Here is a 22,315-nt window from a genome sequence, read left to right as displayed (position 1 = left end):
CGCCCGACACGGAGGCCCGGATGACGACACTCCACCGAATGAAACCCGGCACGCGGCGGCCGATGGCCATCGTGCTGACGGCCGCCGTCAGTATCCTGACATCCGCGCTGTCGCACGCGCAGGCGCCGCCCGCGTCATCCGCGCAGGTCGCGCCCGGCGTCATCCGCCCCGGCCCGACCGCCGACGAGGCTGGCCTGACCCAACGACCGATCGGTATCGATGCCGAATTCGTCGACAAGGCGGGCATGATCGGCAAGGTGGAACGGCAGGCCGGCCAGCTCGCGCTCGACCGCTCGTCGAACGCGGACGTGAAGGCGTTCGCCCGCAGGATGGTCGACGATCACGCGCGTATCGCGGACGAATTGCGGCATATCGGTGCGCAAAAGGGCGTGCCGGTGCAGACGCGCATGCTCGTCGATCCAGAGGTAACGGCATTGCGGGCGAAGGACGGGCGCGCGTTCGATGCCGCGTACGTGGCGCTGGCCGGGCCCCGCGCGCACGAAGCGGCGGTCCGGCTTTACGAAACCGAGGCGAAAGAGGGCCGCGATCCGCAGCTTCGCGCATTCGCGGCCCGCACGCTGCCGACGCTGAACGCGCACCTGAGCGCCGCGCGGCAACTCGCGAAGACGGTGGCCGCCGCGCAGTGATCGGCTTTCCGGCGGGCAGGCGTCAGTGCTGCCGCGTGCCGTCCTCGGGGCCGCCCGGCGACGCCTCGTACGGCGGCGAATCGAGCGCCGTTTCGCCTTCCTCGATCAGCCAGTACGGCGAGCGGCCGTAGTACGCATGCAGTGCTTCGGCCCATTCGGGGTCCGCCATCGCGGGCCACCGGCTCTTGTCGAAACCGGGCGCCTCGCGCACGCGTTCGGTGTTGACCGGCAGCACGAAACACTCGCGCTCGGCATCGAGGACGAGCGCGTTCCACGGCACTGCGAGCAGCTTGTCGCCGAACCCGAGCAGGCCGCCCGACGACACGACCGCATACGCGATCCGCCCGGCGCGCACGTCGAGCATGATGTGGGTGACCTTGCCGACGTCGTCGCCGTCCATCGTCAGCACGCGATCGCCTTCGAACGTGCGGGCGGCCATCACGTCGGGCCCCGGCCCGCCGGCGGCCGTACGCGGACGGGTGCCGACGATGCGCGCGGGGTCGCGCGACGGTTTGTCCGTTGTCATCGAAAACCTCCTGATCGTAGCGGCAACCCGGTGCGCATGCGAATTCGCCGCGCGGGCAATGCGCCGGGAGAACGGGCCGCGAGGTGATGAGGGACGCCGATCAACGGCGGCGCGGCAGCGATACGTCCTCGAGCGTATTGGCCAGCTCGTCGCGCGCCGGACCGCCGGCGCGCGTCGCGATGTCGCCGAGCGACACCATGCCGACCAGCTTCAGGCTGCGGTCGAGCACCGGCAACCGGTGCAACTGCACGTCGGCCATCCGCTGCTGGACGTCGCCGACGCCATCGTCCTCGACGCACCACTGCACCGGCCGGGACGCGACCGCCTGAACCGGCGTATCGGGCGAATGACCGTGCGACAGCGCCCGCACCGCGAGGTCGCGGTCGGTCACGATCGCGACGAGTTCGGTGCCGTCGCACACGGGCAGCACGCCGATATCGAAGCGCTGCATCAATTCGGCCGCATGGCGGATCGTGTCGGTCGGCGCGACGCACACTACGTCGCGCGACATGATCTCATTGACGCGATACATGAACGCCTCCTTCGTGATCGGAACGATACGGGAGCAGGCCGCGTGCCGCGCGCGCGGCGCGCACGCCGGGCCTGGGCGGCCGGGCGACGGAGAAATTTGCCACCGCGCTTGTACATCTTCCACGGCGGCGCCGCGGCCGGTCGGTGCGGGACGTCAGTGACCGATACCCGTCACCGTGACGATTGCCAGCACCACCGCGCTTTCGATCGCGGCGAGCGCCGCGACGCCGGCCGCGCCGCTGATTTCATGCCATCTGCGTTCAAGGACTTTCATCGGATCGCTCCTGATTTCGCCGGTGCGCCGCTGCTGCCATGCACCGCGCGCCGGGTGCCGCCGTCAGCCGTGATCGCGGGGCGGGGAAGGGACGTGCGGCGCGCGACGTTCGTGCTCGCCGGACGGCTTGGCGGGGTCGATACGCGTCGCACCGCCGACGGCGGGCGGATCGCTGGCCGGGAACGTCTCCTCGAGCCCTTCGTCGATGCGCTCCTCCGTCTTGTCTTCGGACGGCGGGCGCGACGTGGCGAGCCGGAGCAGTCCGGCAGCCGGTGACACGGCGTCGCGGCGGCCGGGGGCGTGAACGGTCATGGTCAACCTCCTTGTCGATGAGAAGGCGCAAGCGCCGTACCCGCGGTGTCCGCGGCACGGCGCTTGCAAGCCGGCGAGGGCCGGGCATGCGGATACGACGCGCACGCGTCCGGTATAGACGAGAGGACATCGTGATGAATGCAGCCAGGGAAAGGATACGTTACGACGCGAACGTCTGCGGCGGCGACTTCGGCCACGTGCGCGAACGCTTCGCGACGTGGAAACGCGAATCGCTGGTCTATCGGCCGGAGCGCCGCATGTTCGACGGCAAGGACGAGGTACGCGCACTGAACGACACCGTCTACGACGGCCCGGAGCGCGCGCAGCAGGCGCTCATCGCGCGATGCGAGCCGTCCGATCCGTTCGCGCTCGCCGTGCAACTGAGCGCCGAGGGGCGCACGATGTGGCTCGTCATGGCGGCTTACGACGAATGACCGATGAACCAAACGCCCGATGGCCGCGGCGCGAGAGCAGGCACGGTGCTTGCGGGCGCTCGCCTCGCCATCGAGATGCGCGCGCCGTCGCGCGGGAGTGACATGAACACGCCATCCATGCTGCATCGCCCCGAACCGACGACACCCGACGTCGATCCGGATCCGCCACCGCCCGGACACGACGACCCGGTCGATCCGCCCGTGCCCGACGGGCTGCCGCAGGGCGATCCGCCGTCGAACCCGCCGCCGATGCGGATGCCGGGCGGAGGCCATGCGCCGCGAGCGGCCGCGCGAACCTTGAAAAGGAGGACCGACATGGACATTCACGTGCAATCGCCAGACAAGCGCGCGATCGCTCAGGTACTGGGCCGCTATTTCGAATCGCGTTCGCTGCACTATCACATCGAGGAACTGCCGGGCGGCGTGCTGCAGATCGGCTTTCGCGCCAGCGGCCGCCCGGTCGCCGTCACCGTTTCGTTCGACGATGCCGCGTACGACACCTACACGCACTGGGACGCGAGCCAGAAGCAACTCGCGCTCGGCCGGCTCGCCGACGGCTTCTCGCGGATGATGTCGACGCGCAGTCCGGCCGCGCTCGCCGGCGACTATCACGTCGAGCGTTTCTGATTCCGCAATCATTCGCCGGCTCGTGCCGGATTTCGGCAAAGTGCCCGTGCACAACGGGCGCTTTGCGTCTGCGCGCGTGTCGCGTAGGATGTCCGTTAATTCAGCGCACGCTACGTTCGCGCAGCAGGCCGCCGGCTGTTGCGGCCGATGAAGCGCGACGCGCTTTCCTTCAGGTTCGTTTCGCGCAACCGACGGAGACCGCCTTGACCCCTGTTGCTCGCCTGTTGCTGTCCCCCGGCGCACGCCGGTTCGTATCCGGCCTGTCGGCCTTCGCCGCGCTCGCCGCCGCCGGCGCCCGCGACGCGTCGGCCCAGACGCCTTCGCCGCTCGGCGAATGGCAATACACGGCGGGCGTACCGCTCCAGAAACTCTTCGATCCGAATATCCCCACCTGGCAAGTGAGCGTCGGCGCCGCGATGACGCTGCAGCCGCGCTATGCGGGCTCCGACCGCTATCGCGTGATGGGCGGCCCGAACTTCGACATCCGCTATCGCGACCTGTTCTTCCTGTCGACCGGCGAGGGGCTCGGCGCGAACGTGTTGCGCGGGCCGAACTGGCGCGTGAGCCTGTCGGTCGGCTATGACCTCGGACGCCGTTCGGCCGATGATCTCGGCCACCTGAACGGTCTCGACAACATCAACGCGGCGCCCGTGATGAAGCTCGCGGCCGACTACGTGGTGTCGAAGGATTTCCCGCTCGTGCTGCGCGCGGACGTCCGGCGCAGCATCGGCGGGTCGAACGGCTGGACCGGCGATTTCTCCGCGTACATGCCGATGCCGGGCAGCAACGAACACTTCTTCTGGTTCGCGGGGCCGACCGTGACGTTCGCCGATTCCCGCTACATGAACAGCTGGTTCGGCGTGAACCCGGGCGCGGCCGCGCGCTCGGGGTTGCCGACCTATTCGTCGGGGGCGGGGATCAAGTCGGCCGGCCTCGGCGTGACGATGGTGTGGTTCGTGAACAAGCACTGGTTCGTGACGATGGACGGCGCGATCGAGCAGCTCGTCGGCCGCGCGGCGCGCAGCCCAATCACGCAGCAGTCGACCAACGGCGTGTTCGACATGTCGGTGAATTACCAGTTCTGACCCGTGGCGGGCAGCGAAAGGGCGATGCCGCGTGCGGCATCGTCCGTCACATTTGATATGATTGCGACCTGTACAAATGTACAGTGATCGATCCCCGTGACGCCTGCCTCGCCCACGCCCCCGGCGTTTTACTACCTGACCAATTTCGAACGCGCGCTGACCTGGCTCGGCGAGCGTTACGACGACCTGTTCGATGCGCACGAGCACGCGTTCGTCCGGCAGTTCGCGACGCTGCCGCAGGCGTCGCGTGCGCTGCTCGTGCGGATGCTGATGCGCAACGGGTCCGATTTCCGTGCGAGCAAGCTCGTGTACGACGAGATCGGCTGCCCGCTCGACGCCGCCGCGCCGCTCGTCGCGCTCGGCTGGGTCGATCCGGCGCCGGCGCTCACGCTCGACGAACTGTTCGCGCTGTCGACCAAGGCCGATCTGCTGCGCATCTTTCCGTCGCTCGCCGCGCATGCGGGCGAGCGCAAGTCCGACTGGCTCGACCGGCTGCGGCCCGCGCACGACGTCGCGCAACCGCTCGACGCGTGGTGCGCGCAGTGCGACGACCGCGTGCTGCGTGTGACGGTCGGCGCGCTGTGCGACCGGCTGCGGCTGATGTTCTTCGGCAATCTGCATCAGGACTGGAGTGAATTCGTGCTCGCCGATCTCGGCGTGTTCCAGTACGAAAGCGTGCCGATCGCGCCGTCGTCGCGCGCGTTCCAGCAGCGCGGCGACGTCGACGCGTATCTCGCGCTGCAGATGGGCCGCGACGCGCTCGACGCGTGGCCCGACGATCTGCCGTTCGACGACCTGATCCGCGCGCTGGACGCAGTCGACTGCGCGCAGCCGTGGCTCGCGACGCGCCGCGCGAAGCTGCTGTTCGCGCTCGGCCAGGCGTGCGAACGCCGTGCCGACTGGGACGCCGCGCTCGACGTGTACACGCGCAGCGCGTGGCCCGGCAGCCGGCACCGGCGCATCCGCGTGCTCGAACGCTGCGGGCGCGACGACGACGCGCTCGCGCTGGCGCTCGACGCGCGCGGCGGCTTCGAGAGTGACGAGGAGCGGCAGCGCGTCGAGCGCATGCTGCCGCGCCTGCAGCGTCGCGCCGGCCAGCGCGTCGAACGCGCGGCCGCTGCGGCCGACGTGCCGCGCGAGACGCTCGTGCTCGCGCGTCCCGACGCGTTCGTCAGCGTCGAGTTCGCGGTGCGCGACCACCTCGCGCAGCCGGCGTCGCCGGTCCACTACGTCGAAAACACGCTGATCAATTCGCTGTTCGGGCTGCTGTGCTGGGAGCCCGTGTTCGCGGCCGTGCCCGGCGCGTTCTTTCACCCGTTCCAGCGCGGCCCGGCCGACCTGCATGCGCCCGATTTCGCCGTGCGCCGCGCGGCGGCCTTCGATGCCTGCTTCGCGCAGCTCGATTCGGGCGCGTACCGCGACACGATCCGCCGGCATTTCGCGACGAAGGCCGGGCTGCAATCGCCGTTCGTGTTCTGGGGCGTGCTGACGGACGCCCTGCTCGACGAAGCGCTCGCCTGCCTGCCGCCCGAACACCTGCGGCTGTGGTTCACGCGCCTGCTCGCGGATATCCGCAGCAACCGGTCCGGCTTGCCCGATCTCGTCCGCTTCTGGCCCGCCGAACGCCGCTACGAGCTGATCGAGGTGAAGGGCCCGGGCGACCGGCTGCAGGACAACCAGACGCGCTGGCTCGCGTACTGCATCGCCCACCGCATGCCGGTGCGCGTCGTCGACGTCGAGTGGGCCGGCGAGGGCGTTGCGCACGCCGAGGCGGCGGGGTTGTCCGTATGAGCTACGTCGTCGCGGTGCGGGCGATGTGCGAGTTCACCGCGCGGCGCGGCGATCTCGACCTGCGCTTCACGCCCGCGCCGACCGCGCTCGAAGGCATTGCCGGGCACGGCGCGGTCACGTCGAAGCGCGGCGCGCGCTACGAAACCGAAATCGCGCTGACCGGCACGTGGGGCACGCTCACCGTGCGCGGCCGCGCGGACGGCTACGATCCGGTGGCGAACCGGCTCGAGGAAATCAAGACCTATCGCGGCAGCCTCGACGCGATGCCGGCCAACCATCGCGCGCTGCACTGGGCGCAGGCGAAGGTCTATGCGCACCTGATGTGCGCCGCGCGCGATCTCGCGGAAATCGACGTCGCGCTCGTGTATTTCGACATCGTGTCCGAGCGCGAGACCGTGCTGACGGAAACGCTGGATGCTGGCACGCTCGCGACGTTCTTCGCCGAGCAGTGCGCGTGCTTCGTCGGCTGGGCCGAACGCGAGACGGCCCATCGCGCCGCGCGCGACGCGGCGCTGCGTGCGCTCGCGTTTCCGCACGGACAGTTCCGCAGCGGCCAGCGCGAACTGGCGGTGGCCGTCTATCGCGCGGCACGCGACGAGCAGTGCCTGATGGCGCAAGCGCCGACCGGCATCGGCAAGACGCTCGGCACCGTGTTCCCGCTGCTGAAGGCATGCGGCGAGGGCGAGCTCGACCACGTGTTTTTCCTGACCGCGAAAACACCCGGCCGCGCGCTCGCGCTCGAAGCGGCAACGACGCTCGGCGCCAGCACGTCCGCGCTGCCGCTGCGCGTGCTGGAACTCGTCGCGCGCGACAAGGCGTGCGAGCATCCGGACAACGCGTGTCACGGCGAATCGTGCCCCCTCGCGAAAGGCTTCTACGACCGGCTGCCGGCCGCGCGCGATGCGGCGATCGAGGCCGGACTGCTCGATCGCGATACGGTGCGCACCGCGGCGCTCGCGCACGACGTCTGTCCGTACTACCTGGCGCAGGAACTCGCGCGCTGGTCGGACATGGTGATCGGCGACTACAACTACTACTACGACGGCAGCGCGATGCTGCACACGCTCGCGCAGCAGAACCAGTGGCGCGTCGGCGTGCTCGTCGACGAAGCGCACAACCTGCTCGATCGCGCCCGCAAGATGTACAGCGCGTCGCTCGATCCGTTCGCGTTCGCGGCCGCGCGGGAAGCCGCGCCCGCCGCGTTGCGCAAGGCGTTCGACCGGCTCGCCCGCGCGTGGGGCACGCTCAATCGTGCGCAGGCCGAGCGCTATGCGGCCTATCCCGACGTGCCGGGCCCGATCGTGTCGGCCGTGCAGAACCTCGTCGCGGCGATCGGCGAACACCTGACCGACGCGCCGCGCGCGAACGGCGACGCGCTGCTGCGCTTTCACTTCGAAGCAATCCAGTTCGGCGTGCTGGCCGAAGCGTTCGACAGCGCGTCGATCTTCGACGCGACGCTGCACGGCGAACCGATGCCGCGCCAGCCCGTGCTCGACGGCGTCGCGGCGGCCGGCCGCCGGCGCCGCGTCCAGTCGACGCTGTGCGTGCGCAACGTGATCCCGGCCGGTTTCCTGGCGCCGCGCTACGCCGCCGCGCGCGCGACCGTGCTGTTCTCCGGCACGCTGAGCCCGTTCCATTTCTACCGCGACACGCTGGGGCTGCCCGGCGATACGGGCTGGCTCGACGTCGATGGGCCGTTCCGCGCCGAGCAACTGACGGTGCGCGTGGCGAGCCACGTGTCGACCCGCTGGCGCGACCGCGATCGCTCGCTCGAACCGATCGCCGACCTGATCGCCGCGCAATATGCGACGCGCCCCGGCAACTATCTCGGCTTCCTGAGCAGCTTCGATTACCTCGGGCGCGTGGTCGCGCTGATGCAGACGCGCCATCCGGACGTCCCCGTGTGGGCGCAGGCGCCCGGCATGGCCGAAAGCGAGCGCGATGCGTTTCTCGCGCGCTTCGACGCGGGCGGACGCGGCGTCGGTTTCGCGGTGCTGGGCGGGGCGTTCTCGGAAGGCGTCGACCTGGTCGGCGAGCGGCTGATCGGCGCGTTCATCGCGACGCTCGGGCTGCCGCAGGTCAACGACGTCAACGAGCAGATGCGGCGCGCGATGGACGCGCGCTTCGGCAACGGCTACGACTACATGTACCTGTATCCGGGGCTGCAGAAGGTCGTGCAGGCGGCCGGGCGCGTGATCCGCACCGAGCACGACGAGGGCGTCGTGCATCTGATCGACGACCGTTACCGGCGACGCGAAGTGCGCAATCTGCTGCCGCGGTGGTGGCGGATCGGGTGACGGCGTTGCCGGTCGTCGCTACAGCACGTTGAGCATCGCGAGCGCGGCTTCCTGAAGGTGCGGCAGCACGCGCCGCACGGCCGCGTCGGTCGTTTCCGCGCCGATCGGCATGTTGGTGCTCAGCGCGGCGACGACTTCGCCGTGACGGTTCTTCAGCGGCACCGCGATGCCGCGCACGCCCACCTGCAATTGCTGCTCGATCGCCGCGTAGCCGGCGTCGCGCGCCTGGTCGACCTGTTCGAGCAACCGCGCCTTGTTGGTGATCGTGTGCGGCGTGAACGGCGGCAGCTCGGTCTCGTCGAGCCACGCGCGCACGGCTTCGCGATCGGGATGATGGGCGAGCAGCACGACACCGGGCGACGTCAACGGCGCCGGCACGCGCGCGCCGAGCACGAAGCCGGTCGTCATCACGCGCGACACGCCGTTGCGGGCGATGAACACGAGTTCCCAGCCGTCCAGCACGCTGACGTACGCCGATTCGTTCAGCGACGCGCTCAGCTGCTGCAGATAAGGCTGGACCGTGCGCGGCAGCCGCGCCGAATCGAAGTACGACCAGCCGACCCGAAGCACGCGCGGCGTGAGGCCGTACAGCTTGCCGTCGGTGTACACGTAGCCGAGCGATTCGAGCGTCAGCAGGTAGCGCCGCGCGGCCGTGCGCGTGAGGCCGGTGCGGGCGGCGGCCTGCGTGGGCGTCATGCGCGCGTGCTGGCTGTCGAAGGCCTCCAGGATCATCAGGCCTTTTTCGAGGCCGGCAATCCAGTCGCGTCGGTCGAGGTCGGGCTTTTTCGTCATGGGCGGCGCGCGGGGAGATGCGCGGTGTTCGCGCAGGAGTGGTCGATTATCGCGCGAGTGGTCGGGTAACGGGAAATCGGTCGATCCACCATCCTTGTCCGCTGGATAGCGGCAGATATAGAGTCGACGACATCTATTCAAGGAGGTCGTATGCGGGTTGCGAAGTGGGGGAATAGTCTGGCCGTGCGCCTTCCGGCCGGTCTGGTCGATGAGTGGGGGCTGCGTGAAGGCGACGAAGTCGAAATCGTCGTTTACCGTGCAGGTGCTTTGGCTGAGAGCCGCAACGCGAGCCCCGAAGCAATTCTCCTGCCGTTGAGGCGTTTCAGAGGCAAGCTGCCAGGCGATTTCAGGTTCAGGCGGAACGACGCAAACGAGTCGGATTGAGTCGACTCATTCAAGCGCCGGGACGCAGCCGCGGCGCGGTCCAGCTTACTTGTGTTCGTGGCGGAGCGAGGCAATGCGCCATCGCGCGTCGATCACGCACCACTGCTCGACGAAATCGAAGCGGGAATCGATTGCCTGGTTGATTCGTACCGTCCCGATGCCCGTTATCGTCGCCCGTTGTCCGCGCGTAACGATTTGCATGGTTTCGTCCCGATATGCGATACCCGATCTGTTCGATGCACGTTCGGCCGCTACAACGCGCATTCGCGCAAGAAATTGCGCTTTCGTGCGAATGTGAGCTTCGTGCAGGACGAAGAAGTTCGGGCTTGCGACGAAATCGAGCTGTTCGACATCGGCGTGACGATACGCGTCGATCCAGACGTCGCGCATCTGCGCCAGGGTGAATCGGGGTTCCATAGGCGGTGCATTGTCCTGCTGGAGCGCGGGTGCGCGGTTTTTTGGCGCTATCCGCCGGGGTCAGGAAGGCAGCCTATGGCCGGGCTCATGCTTGGGCAATTGGACAAGTCTGAATCTGGTTGTGCCGTGAGCGGGAAAATGCCGGCAGGGCGCGGGAGTAGACGCCCCGATGACGCATTGTCGGGCTGGCGCTGACTGCGGGAAAGAGGCGTGAAGCAGCACGCAGTGTGCTGCCGTAAACAGATGGCAACCGATGGCAGAACGCTGCGCGGCCGCGCATGGAAGCGGCCGATACGGCATGAAAAGCCGAGGAACCGGATGCGACGCGACTATTCCGCGCGCCGCATCCGTCATGCCCTTACTCGCTGCTCGTCCACTCGACGTTCGCGCCCACCGAACGCAGGTTCTCGACGAAATGCGGATGCGCGCGGCGGATCGGCAGCGCGTTCATGATTTCCGAGCGGCCTTCGATGCTCGCGGCCACCATCAGCAGCGCGATCGCGACGCGAATGATGTACGGGCTCTCGACACGGGCCGGCGTCAGTTGCAGCCCGCCGAACGTGATCAGCCGGTGCGGATCGGACAACAGCACGTGCGCGCCGAACTTCGACAGTTCGCCGGACCAGCCGAGCGCGCCGTCGTAGACCTTGTTCCAGAACATCGCACTGCCTTCCGCGCGCACGCCGAGCGCGATGAAGATCGGCAGCAGGTCGACCGGCAGGTACGGCCACGGCGCGGCTTCGACCTTGGTCAGGATGTTCTGCGTGAACGGCCGGCGCACGCGCAGCGGGCCGTCGCGTTCCGCGCGCGACCAGCCGTCGCGGTGCGTGACGGTGACGCCGAACTTCGCGAACGTGCGGTCGATCAGCGGGAAATGCTCGGGCGACGAGTTGCGCACCGTGATGTCGCCGCCCGTGATCGCGCCGAGCGCGAGGAACGTCGCGATCTCGTGGAAATCCTCGGCGAAGCGGAACTCGCCGCCGCCGAGCTTGCCGCCGCCCGTCACGCACAGCCGCGACGTGCCGATGCCTTCGATCGCGACGCCGATCATCGCGAGGAACTGGCAGAACTCCTGCACGTGCGGTTCGGACGCCGCGTTCATCAGCGTCGACGTGCCGCTGGCGGCCGTCGCGCACAGCGCGAAGTTCTCGGTGGTCGTCACCGACGCGTAGTCGAGCCAGTGATCGTTGGCCGTCAGCGGGCCGTCGGTACGGACGATCAGCGAATCGGGCGTGCGCTCGATGTGCGCGCCGAACCGCTCGAACACCTCGACGTGCGGATCGATCTCGCGCACGCCGAGCGTGCAGCCCTTCACGTCGTTTTCGAGCCGCGCGACGCCGAAGCGCGCGAGCAGCGGCGGAATCAGCATGATCGACGAACGCATCGCCTCGGGCAGCCGGTGGACCGCCGGATCGAACTTCGTGTCGCGATGGTGGAGTTCGAGCAGACCCGTCGTGAAATCGACCGACACGTCGCTGCCGAGCGTGCGGAAGATGTCGAGGATCTTGCGCACGTCGGTGATGTCCGGCACGCCGACGAGACGCAGCGGCTGATCGGTCAACAGGGTGGCGCACAGAATCGGCAGGACGGCGTTCTTGTTCGCGGACGGCTTGATGTCCCCGCGCAGCGGAGTGCCGCCGTGGACGATGAGATTCGACATGATATGGGGGCGTATCGGTGACTGACGTAGGCCCATATGATGCCATTGGTCGGCGCGCGGCGTGGAATGTTCAGAGGGGAAAAGGGGGAATCGGCGCGCTCGATTGACCGTATTTGACGTTGGACGCGGGTGAGATCGGCAATCTAACGGGGCGGTCGACACCAAAAAATGAAAACGGCCGGTTGCTATGACGAGGATCGAATTGGCCTCTTATCTCGTAAAATCGAGGTCGGACTCCCGAATCCGACCTTCATGTCGACCCCAACACCTAAATCCTTCTTATCTGACGACGTTTCAGCGAATGCCGACGGCCGGCCGTGGACGCGCGATGAACTCCGTTCGTCGGTCGACGAATATCTCAAAATGCTCGAGAGCGAGCGCGCGGGTCAGTCATACATCAAGAAAGCGGTGTACAAGAAGCTGGCCGCGCAATTCAATCGCACCGCAAAAGCGTTCGAGTATCGGATGCAAAACATTTCGTATGTGCTGGCACTGATGGGCCGCCAATGGCTTCCTGGTCTCAAGCCCGCAAAGAACGTCGGCTCGAATGGCGCGTTGATCGAGCAATTCATCAACGAACTGGAGCAGCGGTCGACCGTTCCGACCGTGAAATTCGAACTCGATGTACGCGACGCATTGAAAAAGCCGCAGATCGCGCCGCCGCCGGGCAACGCAAGCCCTGAGGCGACCCGTGCAACCGTGACTCAGATTCGCCGCGATCCGTCCGTCAAGGCTTGGGTGTTGGCGCAAGCGAACGGCACCTGCGAATGCTGTAGCAGGCCTGCGCCGTTCAAAGGCGCGGACGGACTACCGTATTTGGAAGTGCATCATGTCCGCAAGCTGGCAGAGCGGGGCCCTGATCTTGTGTCGAACACGGTGGCCGTATGCCCGAACTGCCACCGCGAACTGCATTACGGCGAGAGCGCCCGGCAACTGGTCGAACGCCTCTACGCGCGATTGCCGCGCCTCGTGCGCGCGTAACCGGCGCGCTAACCGGCCACGCGCACATTACCTCATTGCGCCGCGCGCATCCGCGCCGCGACCACCAGCGAGATCAGGCAGCCGACCGCGAGATAGCCGGCGACGAGGTGCCACGAACCGCCGGCCACGCTGACGAGGCCGACCGCGATGAACGGCGTGAACCCGCCGCCGACGACGCTCGCGAACTGGTAGCCGACGCCCGCGCCGCTGTAGCGGTATTCGGCGCCGAACAGCTCGGTAAACAGCGGCTGCTGGACGCTCACGACCATGTCGTGCGCCGCGTTCGCCAGCAGGATCGAGAAGATCACGATCCATGCGATCGACCGCGCTTCCAGTGCGACGAAGAACGGTACCGCCGACGCAAGACCGATCAGCGCGCCGATCAGGTAGATGCGGCGCAGGCCGTAGCGGTCGGCGAGCCACGCGAAGCACGGGATCGTCACGCAGCTCACCGCGCCGACCAGCAGGCCGATGTTCAGGAACAGGTCGCGCGACATGCCGAGGTTCGTCGTCGAATAGCTGAGCGCGAACGCGGTGACGATATACATCGTGAACAGTTCGGCGAGCCGCAGCGCGACGATCAGCAGGAACGCCTTCGGGTGGCGCGTCAGCGCTTCCAGCACCGGCAGGCGCAGCTTGCGGTTGCCATGCTCGACCTTCTCGACGAACTCCTGCGATTCGTCCATGTTCTTGCGCACCCACAGCCCGATCAGCACCAGCACGATGCTGAACACGAACGGCAGGCGCCAGCCCCACGACTTGAACGCGGCCTCGCCGAGCGTATGGCCCAGGATCGAGACGATGCCGGTGGCCAGCACGAGCCCGACGCCGTAGCCGACCTGCACGCCGCTGCTGTAGAACGCCTTCTTTTGCTTCGGCGCGCTCTCGACGGCCATCAGCGCCGCGCCGCCCCATTCGCCGCCGACGGCGAACCCCTGGATCGCGCGCATCAGCACCAGCAGCACGGGCGCCCACCAGCCGATCGTCGAGAACGCCGGCAGCAGGCCGATCGCGACCGTCGACAGCCCCATCAGCATCACGGTCAGCACGAGCATCCGCTTGCGGCCGAGCCGGTCGCCGTAGTGGCCGAACACGATGCCGCCGAGCGGCCGGAACAGGAAGCCGACGCCGAAGGTGGCGAACGCCGCGAGCGTGCCCATCGTCGGACTGACTTTCGGGAAGAACTCCGAATTGAACACCAGCGCGGCGACGATCCCGTACAGCAGGAAGTCGTACCAGTCGACGACGGCGCCGACGAAGCTGCCGATCGCGGCCTTGCGGGCCTGGCTGCGCGCACGGGCGCCGGCCGCGGCGTCGAGGGTATCGAAGGTGGGGGTCATGGCAATGTCTCCTGGCACGGCGCATCGTGGAATCGTGGCGGCGCCGCGTCCGATGCTGCATTGAAGTCGAAGGGTGAACGGAGAATAGGGCGCGCGCCACACGGCGGCAATTGGCCAAACGGGCAATGTGCGCGATTATCGTTCAAGTCCGTGCGATTATCGAACGCTTTCCGGGTTTGCACTAGGCGGCGCGACGATATCCCGTTCGGCCGGGGTGTGCCGCCGTGAACGATCTGGTTAAAATCTGCAGCATCGACAACTCGCCCGTTCGGGGCGCATGCGCCGCCGTCACCTCGGCCGCGCATGCCGCACGCGACAGGCACGAATCCCCATCGACCGCATGCCTCCGGAGACTGGAATGCCCGGCACTTCCCACCCATTGTCCAGCGATACGCCGCCCGTCGCCGATCCGGCCGCCAATCCGCTCGGGATGGCCGGCCTCGAATTCGTCGAATTCGCGGCGCCCGTGCCGGAAGCGCTCGCGCAACGCTTCGAGCAATTCGGGTTCAAGGCGATCGCGCGGCACGTCAGCAAGAACGTCACGCTGTACCGGCAAGGGCAGATGCATTTCCTGATCAATGCCGAGCCCGATTCGTTCGCCGCGCGCTATGCGGAGGAGTACGGAATGGGCGTCTGCGCGATCGGGTTGCGCGTGGCGAACGCCCGACGTGCGTTCGAGCGCGCGATCCAGCTCGGCGCGTGGGCGTTCGAAGGCGAAAAGGTCGGGGTCGGCGAGCTGAAGATCCCGGCGATCCAGGGGATCGGCGATTCGCACCTGTATTTCGTCGACCGCTGGCGCGGGCGGGACGGCCAGCGCGGCGGCGTCGGCGACATCTCGATCTTCGACATCGATTTCCGGCCGATCGACATCGCGACCGCGCATACCGATCTCGATTGCGCGGGCGTCGGCCTGCAGCAGGTCGATCACTTCACGCAAACCGTCGGCGCGGGCCGCATGCAGGAGTGGCTGGATTTCTACCACGACCTGCTGCACTTTCGCGAGATCCATCAGATCGACGCGCACTGGCATGTGTCGGAGGAATCGCGCGTGATGGTGTCGCCGTGCGGCGCGGTGCGGATTCCGGTCTACGAGGAAGGCACGCGCCGCACCGAGCTGATGCATGCGTACCTGCCCGATCATCCGGGCGAGGGCGTGCAGCACGTCGCGCTGGCCACCGACGACATCCTGTCGTGCGTCGATGCGCTGCGTGCGAACGGCGTCGAGTTCATCGAGCCGCCCGCGCGCTATTACGACGACGTCGACGCGCGGCTGCCGGCGCATGGCGTCGACCTCGACGCGCTGCGCCGCCGCGCGGTGCTGGTCGATGGCGAGATCGGCAGCGACGGTGTGCCGAGGCTGTTCTTCCAGACCTTCGTCAAGCGCCGCCCCGGCGAGATCTTCTTCGAGATCGTGCAGCGCAAGGGGCACCACGGGTTCGGCGAGGGCAACCTCGCGGCGCTTGCCCGCGCGCGCGACGCCGGCTGAACGATCAGGCGCCGGCGGCCGGCACGCGGTTCGGCGCGGGGTCGTTCGGCTCGCGCAGCACGCATGCGGTGCCACCGGGCGTGTACATCGACACCACGCAGCGGTTGCACGACGTACAGCCCGACTGCGCGAGCCGGCCGTCGCGCAGCCCGTTCACGAAACCCGGCTCGAACACGAGCGCCCGTGCCAGCGCGACCGCGTCGAACCCTTCGCGCATCGCCCGCGCGACGTTGTCACGCGAGCGCACGCCGCCGAGGTAGGCAAGCGGCATCCGGACGGCCGCGCGCACCTGCTTCGAATGCTCCAGGAAATACATCTCCCGAAACGCGCCCATCTTCGGCTCGGTGAGTGTCTGCAGCGCCATCGCGGCCCGCACGATCGCATTGTCGGCATTCGCGCGCGCATCGCCCGGCAGCGGGCTGCCGAACAACTGCCATACCGATTCGACGTTCATCCCGCCGCTCAGCACGAGCAGGTGCGCGCCTTCGGCCTCGAGCCGCCGCGCGATCTCGCACGCGTCGTCGGCCGTGCCGCCGCCACGCACGCCTTCCGTCACACCGATCTTGCAGACCACGGCGAGATCGCGACCCACCGCGTCGAGCACGCGGCGCAGCACGTCGACCGGAAAGGCCGCCCGACGCGCGGCGTCGCCGCCATACGCGTCGCGGCGGCGGTTGTACAGCGGCGACAGGAACTGGCTCAGCAGATAGCCGTGCCCCATGTGAATCTCGACCGCATCGAAGCCGGCGTCGCGCGCATGCCGCGCCGCCTGCGCGAACTCGTCGGCGATCGCCGACATCTGCTCGCGCGTCATCGCCTGCTTCAGGAAGCGGCCGCTCATCACGCCGACCTTGTTGAAGCCGCCCGACGCGCTCAATGGCCGTTTCGTCGACAGCGACGGCAGGAACGTGAAGCAGCCGCCGTGCGTGATCTGCGCGGAGGCCGCCGCGCCGTGACGGTGGACGGCATCGGTCAGCACGCGGAATTGCCGGACCGTCGGTGCGTCGAGCCGGGCCTGGTCGACGAACGTGCGACCGTCGTCGCTGATCGCGCAGTATGCGACGGTCGTCAACGCGGCGCCGCCCTCGGCGATGCGCTCGTGAAAGCGGACAAGCGCTCGCGACGGCACGCCGTTCGGCGTCATCCCTTCGTTGGTGGCGGACTTGATCAGGCGGTTGCGCAGCGTCAACGGGCCGATCTGCAGCGGGCTGAACGCGGTGGTGAGGTCAGCTGATTCCATGGGGCGGACGAAAGGATGGGCACGGCGACCATTGTGCGGCGGCGGGACGGGCGCGCATCGTCCGCGTGGATGAGCCGCGGTGCCGCGCGGCGGCCCGCCGCGATCCCGTCGAGCACGCACGGTGGCTGGCAGGCATCGACGAAACACCCCTCCACGGCACCGAACGGCAGCGTGCCGCGCCCCGGCTACCCGCGCCGACCCTCACGCCGCCCGCAATGAATTCGCCGGCATCGCCCGCGCGCCTTCCGGATCGTCGTCGCCGAGCGGAATGAACGCCATGATCTCCAGGTCGTGCCCCGACAACGCCGGCAGCCGGAACGGGCTCGACAGCACGTTCAGCCGCCGCATGCCGACGTCGCGCAGGATCTGCGACCCGATTCCCGTCACGCGTCCGTCGCGGCGCGCCGTACCGGCCGGCATCCGCGGCGCGTCGCCACGCAGGTCGCAATCGAGCAGCACCGCCACGCCGCAGCCGGCCGCATCGATGCGCTGCAGCGCGGCGTGCAGCGGCCACGAATGCGCGGAGGGCTCCGCGTCGAGCAGGTCGAGCAGCGAATGGCATTCGTGCACGCGCGCCAGCACGGGCGTCGCCGGATCGGGTTCGCCCCGCACGAGCGCCAGATGCGGCGCGTCGTGCACGGCGTCGCGATACTCGATCGCACGGAACCGTCCCCACGGCGTATGCAGCGGTCGCTCGCCGACGCGTTCGACGAGCGACTCATGCTCGCGGCGGTAATGGATCAGGTCGGCGATCGTGCCGATCTTCAGCCCGTGATGCGCGGCGAACGCCTTCAGCTCCGGCAGCCGCGCCATCGTGCCGTCGTCGTTCATCACCTCGCAGATCACCGACGCGGGCGTGAGCCCGGCCAGCGCCGCGAGATCGCAACCGGCCTCGGTGTGCCCGGCGCGCACGAGCACGCCGCCCGGCCGCGCGGCGATCGGAAACACGTGGCCGGGCTGCACGAGATCGTCGGGGCGTGCGCCCGAACGCACGGCCACGCGGATCGTATGTGCGCGATCGGCGGCCGAAATGCCGGTCGTCACGCCTTCGGCCGCCTCGATGCTGACGGTGAACGCGGTGCCGAACGGCGCGCCGTTGTGGTCGGCCATCGGCGGCAACCGCAGTTGCGCGCAGCGTTCGGCGGTCAGCGTCAGGCAGATCAGCCCGCGCCCGAAGCGCGCCATGAAATTGATCGCGTCGGGTGTCACGTGATCGGCGGCGATCACCAGGTCGCCTTCGTTCTCGCGATCCTCTTCATCGACGAGCAGGACCATGCGGCCCGCGCGCAGCTCGTCGACGATCTCCAGCGTGCCGGCGAGCGTCATGACGCCTCCGTCGCGTCGAAGGCGCGGCGCAGCGCGTCGGCGCCGAACGTCAGCACGCGCTCGGCCGCGTCGACCGCGCCGAGCATGCTCGCGAAACCGTGCAACTGGCCCGGCCAGCGCACGAGCGTCACCGGCGTGCCGGCCCGCGCGAGACGCAGCGCATACGCTTCGGCCTCGTCGCGCAGCGGATCGAATTCGGCGCTGACGATCGTCGCCGGCGCGACGCCCGCGACATCCGGCGCAGCGAGCGGGCTCGCGAGCGGCGACGCGCGATCGGCGCCGTCGTCGAAGTAGTGGCCCTTGAACCAGCGCATCATGTCGGCCGTCAGGAAATAGCCGCTGCCGAGCGATTCGTACGACGGATGCTCGGTCGCGCAATCGACGACCGGATACAGCAGCAACTGGTGCGCGATGGCGATGCCCGAGCCGCGCAACTGCAGCGCGGCGACCGCCGCGAGATTGCCGCCCGCGCTGTCGCCGGCGACCGCCACCGCGCCGGCGCGCGCGCCGAGATCGCGTGCACTGGCCGCCGCCCAGCGCACGGCGTCGCACGCATCGTGCGCGGCGGCCGGGAAGCGCGCCTCGGGCGCGAGCCGGTAGTCGACCGACAGCACGAGCGTGCGCGCCCGATGCGCGAGGCTGCGGCACAGGTTCGCGTGCGAGTCGATGCCGCACGACACGAAGCCGCCGCCGTGGAAAAACACGGTCAGCGGCAACGGCCCGTCGACGGCGGGCCGATACAGCCGCGCCGGCAATCGACGGCCCGCTGCCGGGATTTGCCAGTCCGCTTCGGCGGCGACGGCATCGCCGGGCGCGAACGCGCCGCCGGCGGCGAGGCTCGCGCGGTACGCGGGAACGGTGAGCTGCGCGAAATCGATCGCGGGGGCGTGGGCGAATGCGGCGAGCAGCGCCTGCGCCTGAGGGTCGAGCGGCATGGGAACTCCTGTCTGAATCGGATGCGGTCTGAATCAGGTAAACCCGTGTCGCGGTTTTCCCTGAGTCCGCGCCGGACGCTTGCCGGCACGGCCTGACGGGCATTCCAGCGCAGCGGGCAGGGCGCCACATCATCCGATCGGACGATGGTTTGCCCGCCCGGATGGCCAATTCTCGCCATTCAGTGAATCTCCCGATGACGCCGGAATTTAGACGCGTCTTAAATCATGGCGGCGCGGCTCGGTCGCACCGCAAACATGTCGTATGGAGGATGGAGCGTGCTGATGGAGACGAGATGGGCTCCGCAAGAGAGCCAGGCAACCAGTGACGAGGCCGACATCGGCGTCGCGGATTTCAGCGAGCTGATGGCGCGCATCTACCAGGGTCCGCTGGAGACGCCGCCGTGGGCCGGCGCGCTCGAGCTCGTCCGTCGCTGGCTGCACGCGAACTACGTGACGCTGATCCTGCGCGCGGCCGCGAGCGATCGCCGCGCGCCGCTGTCCGTGCACGCCTCGGAATTCGGCCCGGTCGTTCCGGGCGACGGCGAGGCGTCGTACAACAACTACTACTATTCGCTCGACCCGTTCGTCGGCCTGCCGGCCGATCGCGTCGTCACGGTCGACGACGTGTTCGGCGACACGGGCTGGCTGTCGAGCGAGCTGTACAAGCAGTTCCTGAAGCCGCAGGACGTGCGCTATATCCTCGGCGCGGACCTGCGCACGCCGTCGGGCGTCGAGTGCCGGTTCCGCGTGTGCCGCAACCATGCGTCGAAGCAGTTCTCCGCGCGCGACAAGGCGGTCTGCGCGCTGCTGCTGCCGCACCTGAAGCGCGCGGTGGAGCTGCATTCGCGGCTCGATTCGGCGGAGGTCGAGCGCTCGATCTACGCGAACGCGATCGACCGCATGCAGGTCGGCACGATCGCGCTCGACGAGAACGGCACGATCATCGACATGAACAGCGTCGCCGACGAGATCCTCAAGCAGAACAACGGGCTGACGATCGCGCGCGGCACGATCGAGGCGACCGACGCGCAGGAGAACCGCACGCTGAAGCGGCTGATCCGCCATGCGGTGATGGGGCATCACGGCACAGCCGCGGCAACCGTCGAGGCGATGCCGATCACGCGCAGCTTCGACAAGCCGCGCCTCGGGCTGCTGGTGCGCACGGTGCTGCTGTCCGACTGGTCGGAGGACAACCGGCGCCGGCCGGCCGTCACGCTGTTTCTGCGCGATCCCGATCGCAAGCCGCAGGGCGCGCAGGAAATCATCCGCAAGCTGTTCGACCTGACGCCGGCCGAGACGTCGCTCGCGCTGCTGCTCACCAACGGGCTGACGCTCGAGGAAGCCGCGGACGAATCGGGAATCAGCAAGAACACGGCGCGTACGCACCTGCGCGCGATTTTCTCGAAGACGGGCGTCACGCGTCAGGCGACGCTGGTGCGGATTCTGCTCGGGAGTGTCGTGCCGCTCGGGTGAGTGGTGTAGTCGATGCCGACCGAGCGGCAACGGATGCGTTCGCCCGGCAGTACATCGGCATCGATCGATACGTCACCGGCGTCGCGACGATGGCGACTTGACGCAAAAGAGGCTCGCACCGCGCGAGCCTCTTTTTCATCCCGTGCCGTCGCTCATGCGTATCGATTGGGCGACGGGTCGTGCGGCTACCCGAGTTCACGACCCGCGCGTCGAGCGATTCGCCCAATCGGCCCATGCCGGCCACTGCGCGCAGCCGCGCCGGATGAAGGCGACGCCGGTGCGGATCACGAGCGCGCCGATCGCGAGCGCGGCCAGGTCGTCCAGACGGCCGAAGCCAATCAGCGCCGCACTCATCGCGAGCGCCGCGAGCAACGACGACAGCGCATCGGTCCGCACGTGCCAGCCGCTCGCCTCGAGCAGCGCGGAACCGGTCTCGCGCGCCTTGCGCAGCATCCAGCAGGACAGCACGGCCTTGCCCGCGAGCGTGACCGCAACCAGCGCGAGCGCGGTCGCGCCCGGCTGCACGACCGGCGGCGTATCGAACCGGGTCAGCGCATGCCAGATCATTTGCGCGCCGGTGATGGCCAGCAACGCGCCGAGGCCCGCGAGCGCGAGCGGCTCGTAGGTCGGGCGACGCTGCGGCGGCAGGCGCGCGTCGAGCCGGCAGGCGACGAGGATCAGCGCATCGGCCGCAAGGTCGATCGCCGCATGCGCGACGTCCGCGAGCAGCCCCGACGAATGCGCGGACCATGCCGCCGCCGTCTCGACGGCGAGCAGCAGCAGGTTGATCGCGAGGCTGACGGCGAGGGCGCGAGACGTGGCTGCGTAGACGTGGGGCGTGGCGCGCGACGGGCGCTGCATGGCGGATCGCTTGTCGGAATCGGGGACGGCTTCGAACGTTACCGGCCTACGGTGGCACGCGAATGACAAGACGAAACGAGGGCGCGGCGCGAGGATTCGGCGCATGGCGATCCGCTGACCGGTCACCCGTCGCGCTCACCGCTTTCGATTGCGCTGAAAAAATTACAGCGCACGTTCATTTGGTAGCGGATTCGCTGGCATCGGATGACGCTGCCGCGCCGTCGCCGCAGGCCGCCCGATGGAGCGCCGAAGCGCGATGAGCGACGCGGCCGGCTTGCGAGCGGGATCGCGGTTTGCTTCCGCGACAGCCCGGCAGGTTCGCCCGGACCGCGTATCCGAGGTTTTCCCGGCCGCCACCGGCAGCTGCCGGGCGACGAAATTCACCGCCCACTCCCGTGAGCGCCTCAATGCACGACAGCCAGCACCTTCACCCACCCGACACGATGCGTGAGTCCAGCACGATCGTCGTCGGTCGCGTCGTTCATCCGGGACGGGAAAGGCAATTCGATCGCTGGGCGCGCGAGATCGACGCGGCGGCGCGGCGTTACCCGGGGCACCTCGGAAACGTTCGCCTGAGCGATTCCAGCGGCATCAACTACCTGATTTATCGGTTCGACTCGCCGGCGCACCTGCATGCGTGGGAGGCCTCCGCGGAGCGACGAAAGCTGGTGGCGAAGGGCGACACGATATCGGACGAGCATCGCGATGCCGCGGTCGGCATGGATGCGTGGTTCGCGATCGCCGGCAAGCCCGCTACACCGAAGTGGAAAACGTTTCTCGTGACGTGGCTGGCCGTTTATCCGGCCCTGCTGTCGATCACGTACCTACTGAACGCGCTCCTGCCAGCGTCGGAGCGTCCTGTCCAACTCGCGCTCAGCTCCGCGCTGCTGACCGCA

Annotated in this window: 22 protein-coding genes; 11 read left to right on the top strand and 11 right to left on the bottom strand. The window is 68.5% G+C overall.

What is annotated here, in order from left to right; translation table 11 throughout:
• Positions 1-20: 20 nt before the first annotated feature.
• Positions 21-647, top strand: coding sequence for a DUF4142 domain-containing protein (locus DTA15_RS22675; RefSeq protein ID WP_006491229.1), 627 nt, complete (start codon positions 21-23; stop codon positions 645-647).
• Positions 648-669: 22 nt separating this feature from the next.
• Here the strand turns inward: DTA15_RS22675 and DTA15_RS22670 are convergent, their stop codons facing one another.
• The 3 genes from DTA15_RS22670 to DTA15_RS22660 all read right to left on the bottom strand — a co-directional run bounded on the left by DTA15_RS22670 (position 670) and on the right by DTA15_RS22660 (position 2,290).
• Positions 670-1,173 carry a PRC-barrel domain-containing protein gene (locus DTA15_RS22670; RefSeq protein WP_006491215.1) on the bottom strand — a complete coding sequence of 168 codons (504 nt, stop codon included), beginning with the start codon at positions 1,171-1,173 and terminating at the stop codon, positions 670-672.
• A gap of 100 nt (positions 1,174-1,273) precedes the next feature.
• On the bottom strand, positions 1,274-1,705 hold the full coding sequence (locus DTA15_RS22665; protein ID WP_006491217.1) for a CBS domain-containing protein: 432 nt from the start codon (positions 1,703-1,705) through the stop codon (positions 1,274-1,276).
• Between the two features lie 336 nt (positions 1,706-2,041).
• Positions 2,042-2,290: a hypothetical protein gene (locus tag DTA15_RS22660; protein WP_006491222.1), complete on the bottom strand. Its 249-nt coding sequence runs from the start codon at positions 2,288-2,290 to the stop codon at positions 2,042-2,044.
• A 134-nt stretch (positions 2,291-2,424) separates the two neighbouring features.
• Here DTA15_RS22660 and DTA15_RS22655 point away from each other — a divergent pair, with 134 nt between their 5' ends.
• The 5 genes from DTA15_RS22655 to DTA15_RS22635 all read left to right on the top strand — a co-directional run bounded on the left by DTA15_RS22655 (position 2,425) and on the right by DTA15_RS22635 (position 8,524).
• Positions 2,425-2,724, top strand: coding sequence for a hypothetical protein (locus tag DTA15_RS22655; protein ID WP_012493330.1), 300 nt, complete (start codon positions 2,425-2,427; stop codon positions 2,722-2,724).
• Between the two features lie 315 nt (positions 2,725-3,039).
• A complete protein-coding gene (locus tag DTA15_RS22650; RefSeq protein WP_006479035.1) occupies positions 3,040-3,351 on the top strand; it encodes an ATP-binding protein in 312 nt (103 codons plus the stop codon).
• Positions 3,352-3,554: 203 nt separating this feature from the next.
• Complete coding sequence (locus tag DTA15_RS22645) at positions 3,555-4,436, top strand: MipA/OmpV family protein (protein WP_006491220.1); 882 nt, start codon at positions 3,555-3,557, stop codon at positions 4,434-4,436.
• Positions 4,437-4,532: 96 nt separating this feature from the next.
• On the top strand, positions 4,533-6,227 hold the full coding sequence (locus DTA15_RS22640) for a VRR-NUC domain-containing protein (RefSeq protein WP_012493331.1): 1,695 nt from the start codon (positions 4,533-4,535) through the stop codon (positions 6,225-6,227).
• Positions 6,224-8,524 (top strand): ATP-dependent DNA helicase, encoded by a 2,301-nt coding sequence (locus tag DTA15_RS22635; RefSeq protein ID WP_006485218.1) that lies wholly within the window; start codon positions 6,224-6,226, stop codon positions 8,522-8,524. The genes DTA15_RS22640 and DTA15_RS22635 overlap by 4 nt, the downstream gene beginning before the upstream one ends.
• 18 nt (positions 8,525-8,542) lie before the next feature.
• Here the strand turns inward: DTA15_RS22635 and DTA15_RS22630 are convergent, their stop codons facing one another.
• Positions 8,543-9,316, bottom strand: coding sequence for an IclR family transcriptional regulator domain-containing protein (locus DTA15_RS22630; RefSeq protein WP_006485222.1), 774 nt, complete (start codon positions 9,314-9,316; stop codon positions 8,543-8,545).
• 150 nt (positions 9,317-9,466) lie between these two features.
• On the opposite strand from DTA15_RS22630, the gene DTA15_RS22625 reads away from it, so the two are divergent.
• Positions 9,467-9,700 carry an AbrB/MazE/SpoVT family DNA-binding domain-containing protein gene (locus DTA15_RS22625; protein WP_011547707.1) on the top strand — a complete coding sequence of 78 codons (234 nt, stop codon included), beginning with the start codon at positions 9,467-9,469 and terminating at the stop codon, positions 9,698-9,700.
• A gap of 45 nt (positions 9,701-9,745) precedes the next feature.
• Here DTA15_RS22625 and DTA15_RS22620 read toward each other — a convergent pair whose 3' ends face one another.
• The gene (locus DTA15_RS22620; protein ID WP_012493332.1) at positions 9,746-10,117 is read right to left on the bottom strand and encodes a DUF4440 domain-containing protein; all 372 of its coding nucleotides are present in this window, start codon (positions 10,115-10,117) and stop codon (positions 9,746-9,748) included.
• Positions 10,118-10,475: 358 nt separating this feature from the next.
• On the bottom strand, positions 10,476-11,777 hold the full coding sequence (locus DTA15_RS22615; protein ID WP_006485223.1) for a UDP-N-acetylglucosamine 1-carboxyvinyltransferase: 1,302 nt from the start codon (positions 11,775-11,777) through the stop codon (positions 10,476-10,478).
• Positions 11,778-11,945: 168 nt separating this feature from the next.
• On the opposite strand from DTA15_RS22615, the gene DTA15_RS22610 reads away from it, so the two are divergent.
• Positions 11,946-12,758, top strand: a complete 813-nt coding sequence (locus tag DTA15_RS22610; RefSeq protein WP_006485221.1) for an HNH endonuclease — start codon at positions 11,946-11,948, stop codon at positions 12,756-12,758.
• A gap of 32 nt (positions 12,759-12,790) precedes the next feature.
• Here DTA15_RS22610 and shiA read toward each other — a convergent pair whose 3' ends face one another.
• Entirely contained in the window at positions 12,791-14,098 is a 1,308-nt protein-coding gene (shiA, locus tag DTA15_RS22605) for a shikimate transporter (RefSeq protein ID WP_006485213.1), read from the bottom strand.
• Positions 14,099-14,456: 358 nt separating this feature from the next.
• Between shiA and DTA15_RS22595 the strand changes: the two genes are divergently transcribed.
• Positions 14,457-15,584 carry a 4-hydroxyphenylpyruvate dioxygenase family protein gene (locus tag DTA15_RS22595; RefSeq protein WP_006485220.1) on the top strand — a complete coding sequence of 376 codons (1,128 nt, stop codon included), beginning with the start codon at positions 14,457-14,459 and terminating at the stop codon, positions 15,582-15,584.
• A gap of 4 nt (positions 15,585-15,588) precedes the next feature.
• On the opposite strand, the gene DTA15_RS22590 is transcribed toward DTA15_RS22595, so the two are convergent.
• From DTA15_RS22590 to DTA15_RS22580, 3 genes are all read right to left on the bottom strand, one after another.
• Entirely contained in the window at positions 15,589-16,824 is a 1,236-nt protein-coding gene (locus tag DTA15_RS22590) for an NADH:flavin oxidoreductase (RefSeq protein ID WP_006485217.1), read from the bottom strand.
• 201 nt (positions 16,825-17,025) lie between these two features.
• The gene (gene ribBA / locus DTA15_RS22585) at positions 17,026-18,150 is read right to left on the bottom strand and encodes a bifunctional 3,4-dihydroxy-2-butanone-4-phosphate synthase/GTP cyclohydrolase II (RefSeq protein WP_006485225.1); all 1,125 of its coding nucleotides are present in this window, start codon (positions 18,148-18,150) and stop codon (positions 17,026-17,028) included.
• The gene (locus DTA15_RS22580) at positions 18,147-19,085 is read right to left on the bottom strand and encodes an alpha/beta hydrolase (protein ID WP_012493334.1); all 939 of its coding nucleotides are present in this window, start codon (positions 19,083-19,085) and stop codon (positions 18,147-18,149) included. Before DTA15_RS22580 ends, ribBA begins: the two co-directional genes overlap by 4 nt.
• Before the next feature lie 282 nt (positions 19,086-19,367).
• On the opposite strand from DTA15_RS22580, the gene DTA15_RS22575 reads away from it, so the two are divergent.
• A complete protein-coding gene (locus DTA15_RS22575) occupies positions 19,368-20,558 on the top strand; it encodes a helix-turn-helix transcriptional regulator (RefSeq protein ID WP_012493335.1) in 1,191 nt (396 codons plus the stop codon).
• A gap of 195 nt (positions 20,559-20,753) precedes the next feature.
• Here DTA15_RS22575 and DTA15_RS22570 read toward each other — a convergent pair whose 3' ends face one another.
• A complete protein-coding gene (locus tag DTA15_RS22570; protein WP_006490641.1) occupies positions 20,754-21,419 on the bottom strand; it encodes a cation diffusion facilitator family transporter in 666 nt (221 codons plus the stop codon).
• A gap of 407 nt (positions 21,420-21,826) precedes the next feature.
• Between DTA15_RS22570 and DTA15_RS22565 the strand changes: the two genes are divergently transcribed.
• Positions 21,827-22,315: putative antibiotic biosynthesis monooxygenase (locus DTA15_RS22565; RefSeq protein ID WP_111990727.1), on the top strand; the 489-nt coding region annotated here is incomplete at its 3' end.

The organism is Burkholderia cenocepacia, assembly GCF_900446215.1.
Lineage (GTDB): Bacteria > Pseudomonadota > Gammaproteobacteria > Burkholderiales > Burkholderiaceae > Burkholderia > Burkholderia cenocepacia.
This window is presented reverse-complemented; position numbering and strand designations above follow the sequence as displayed.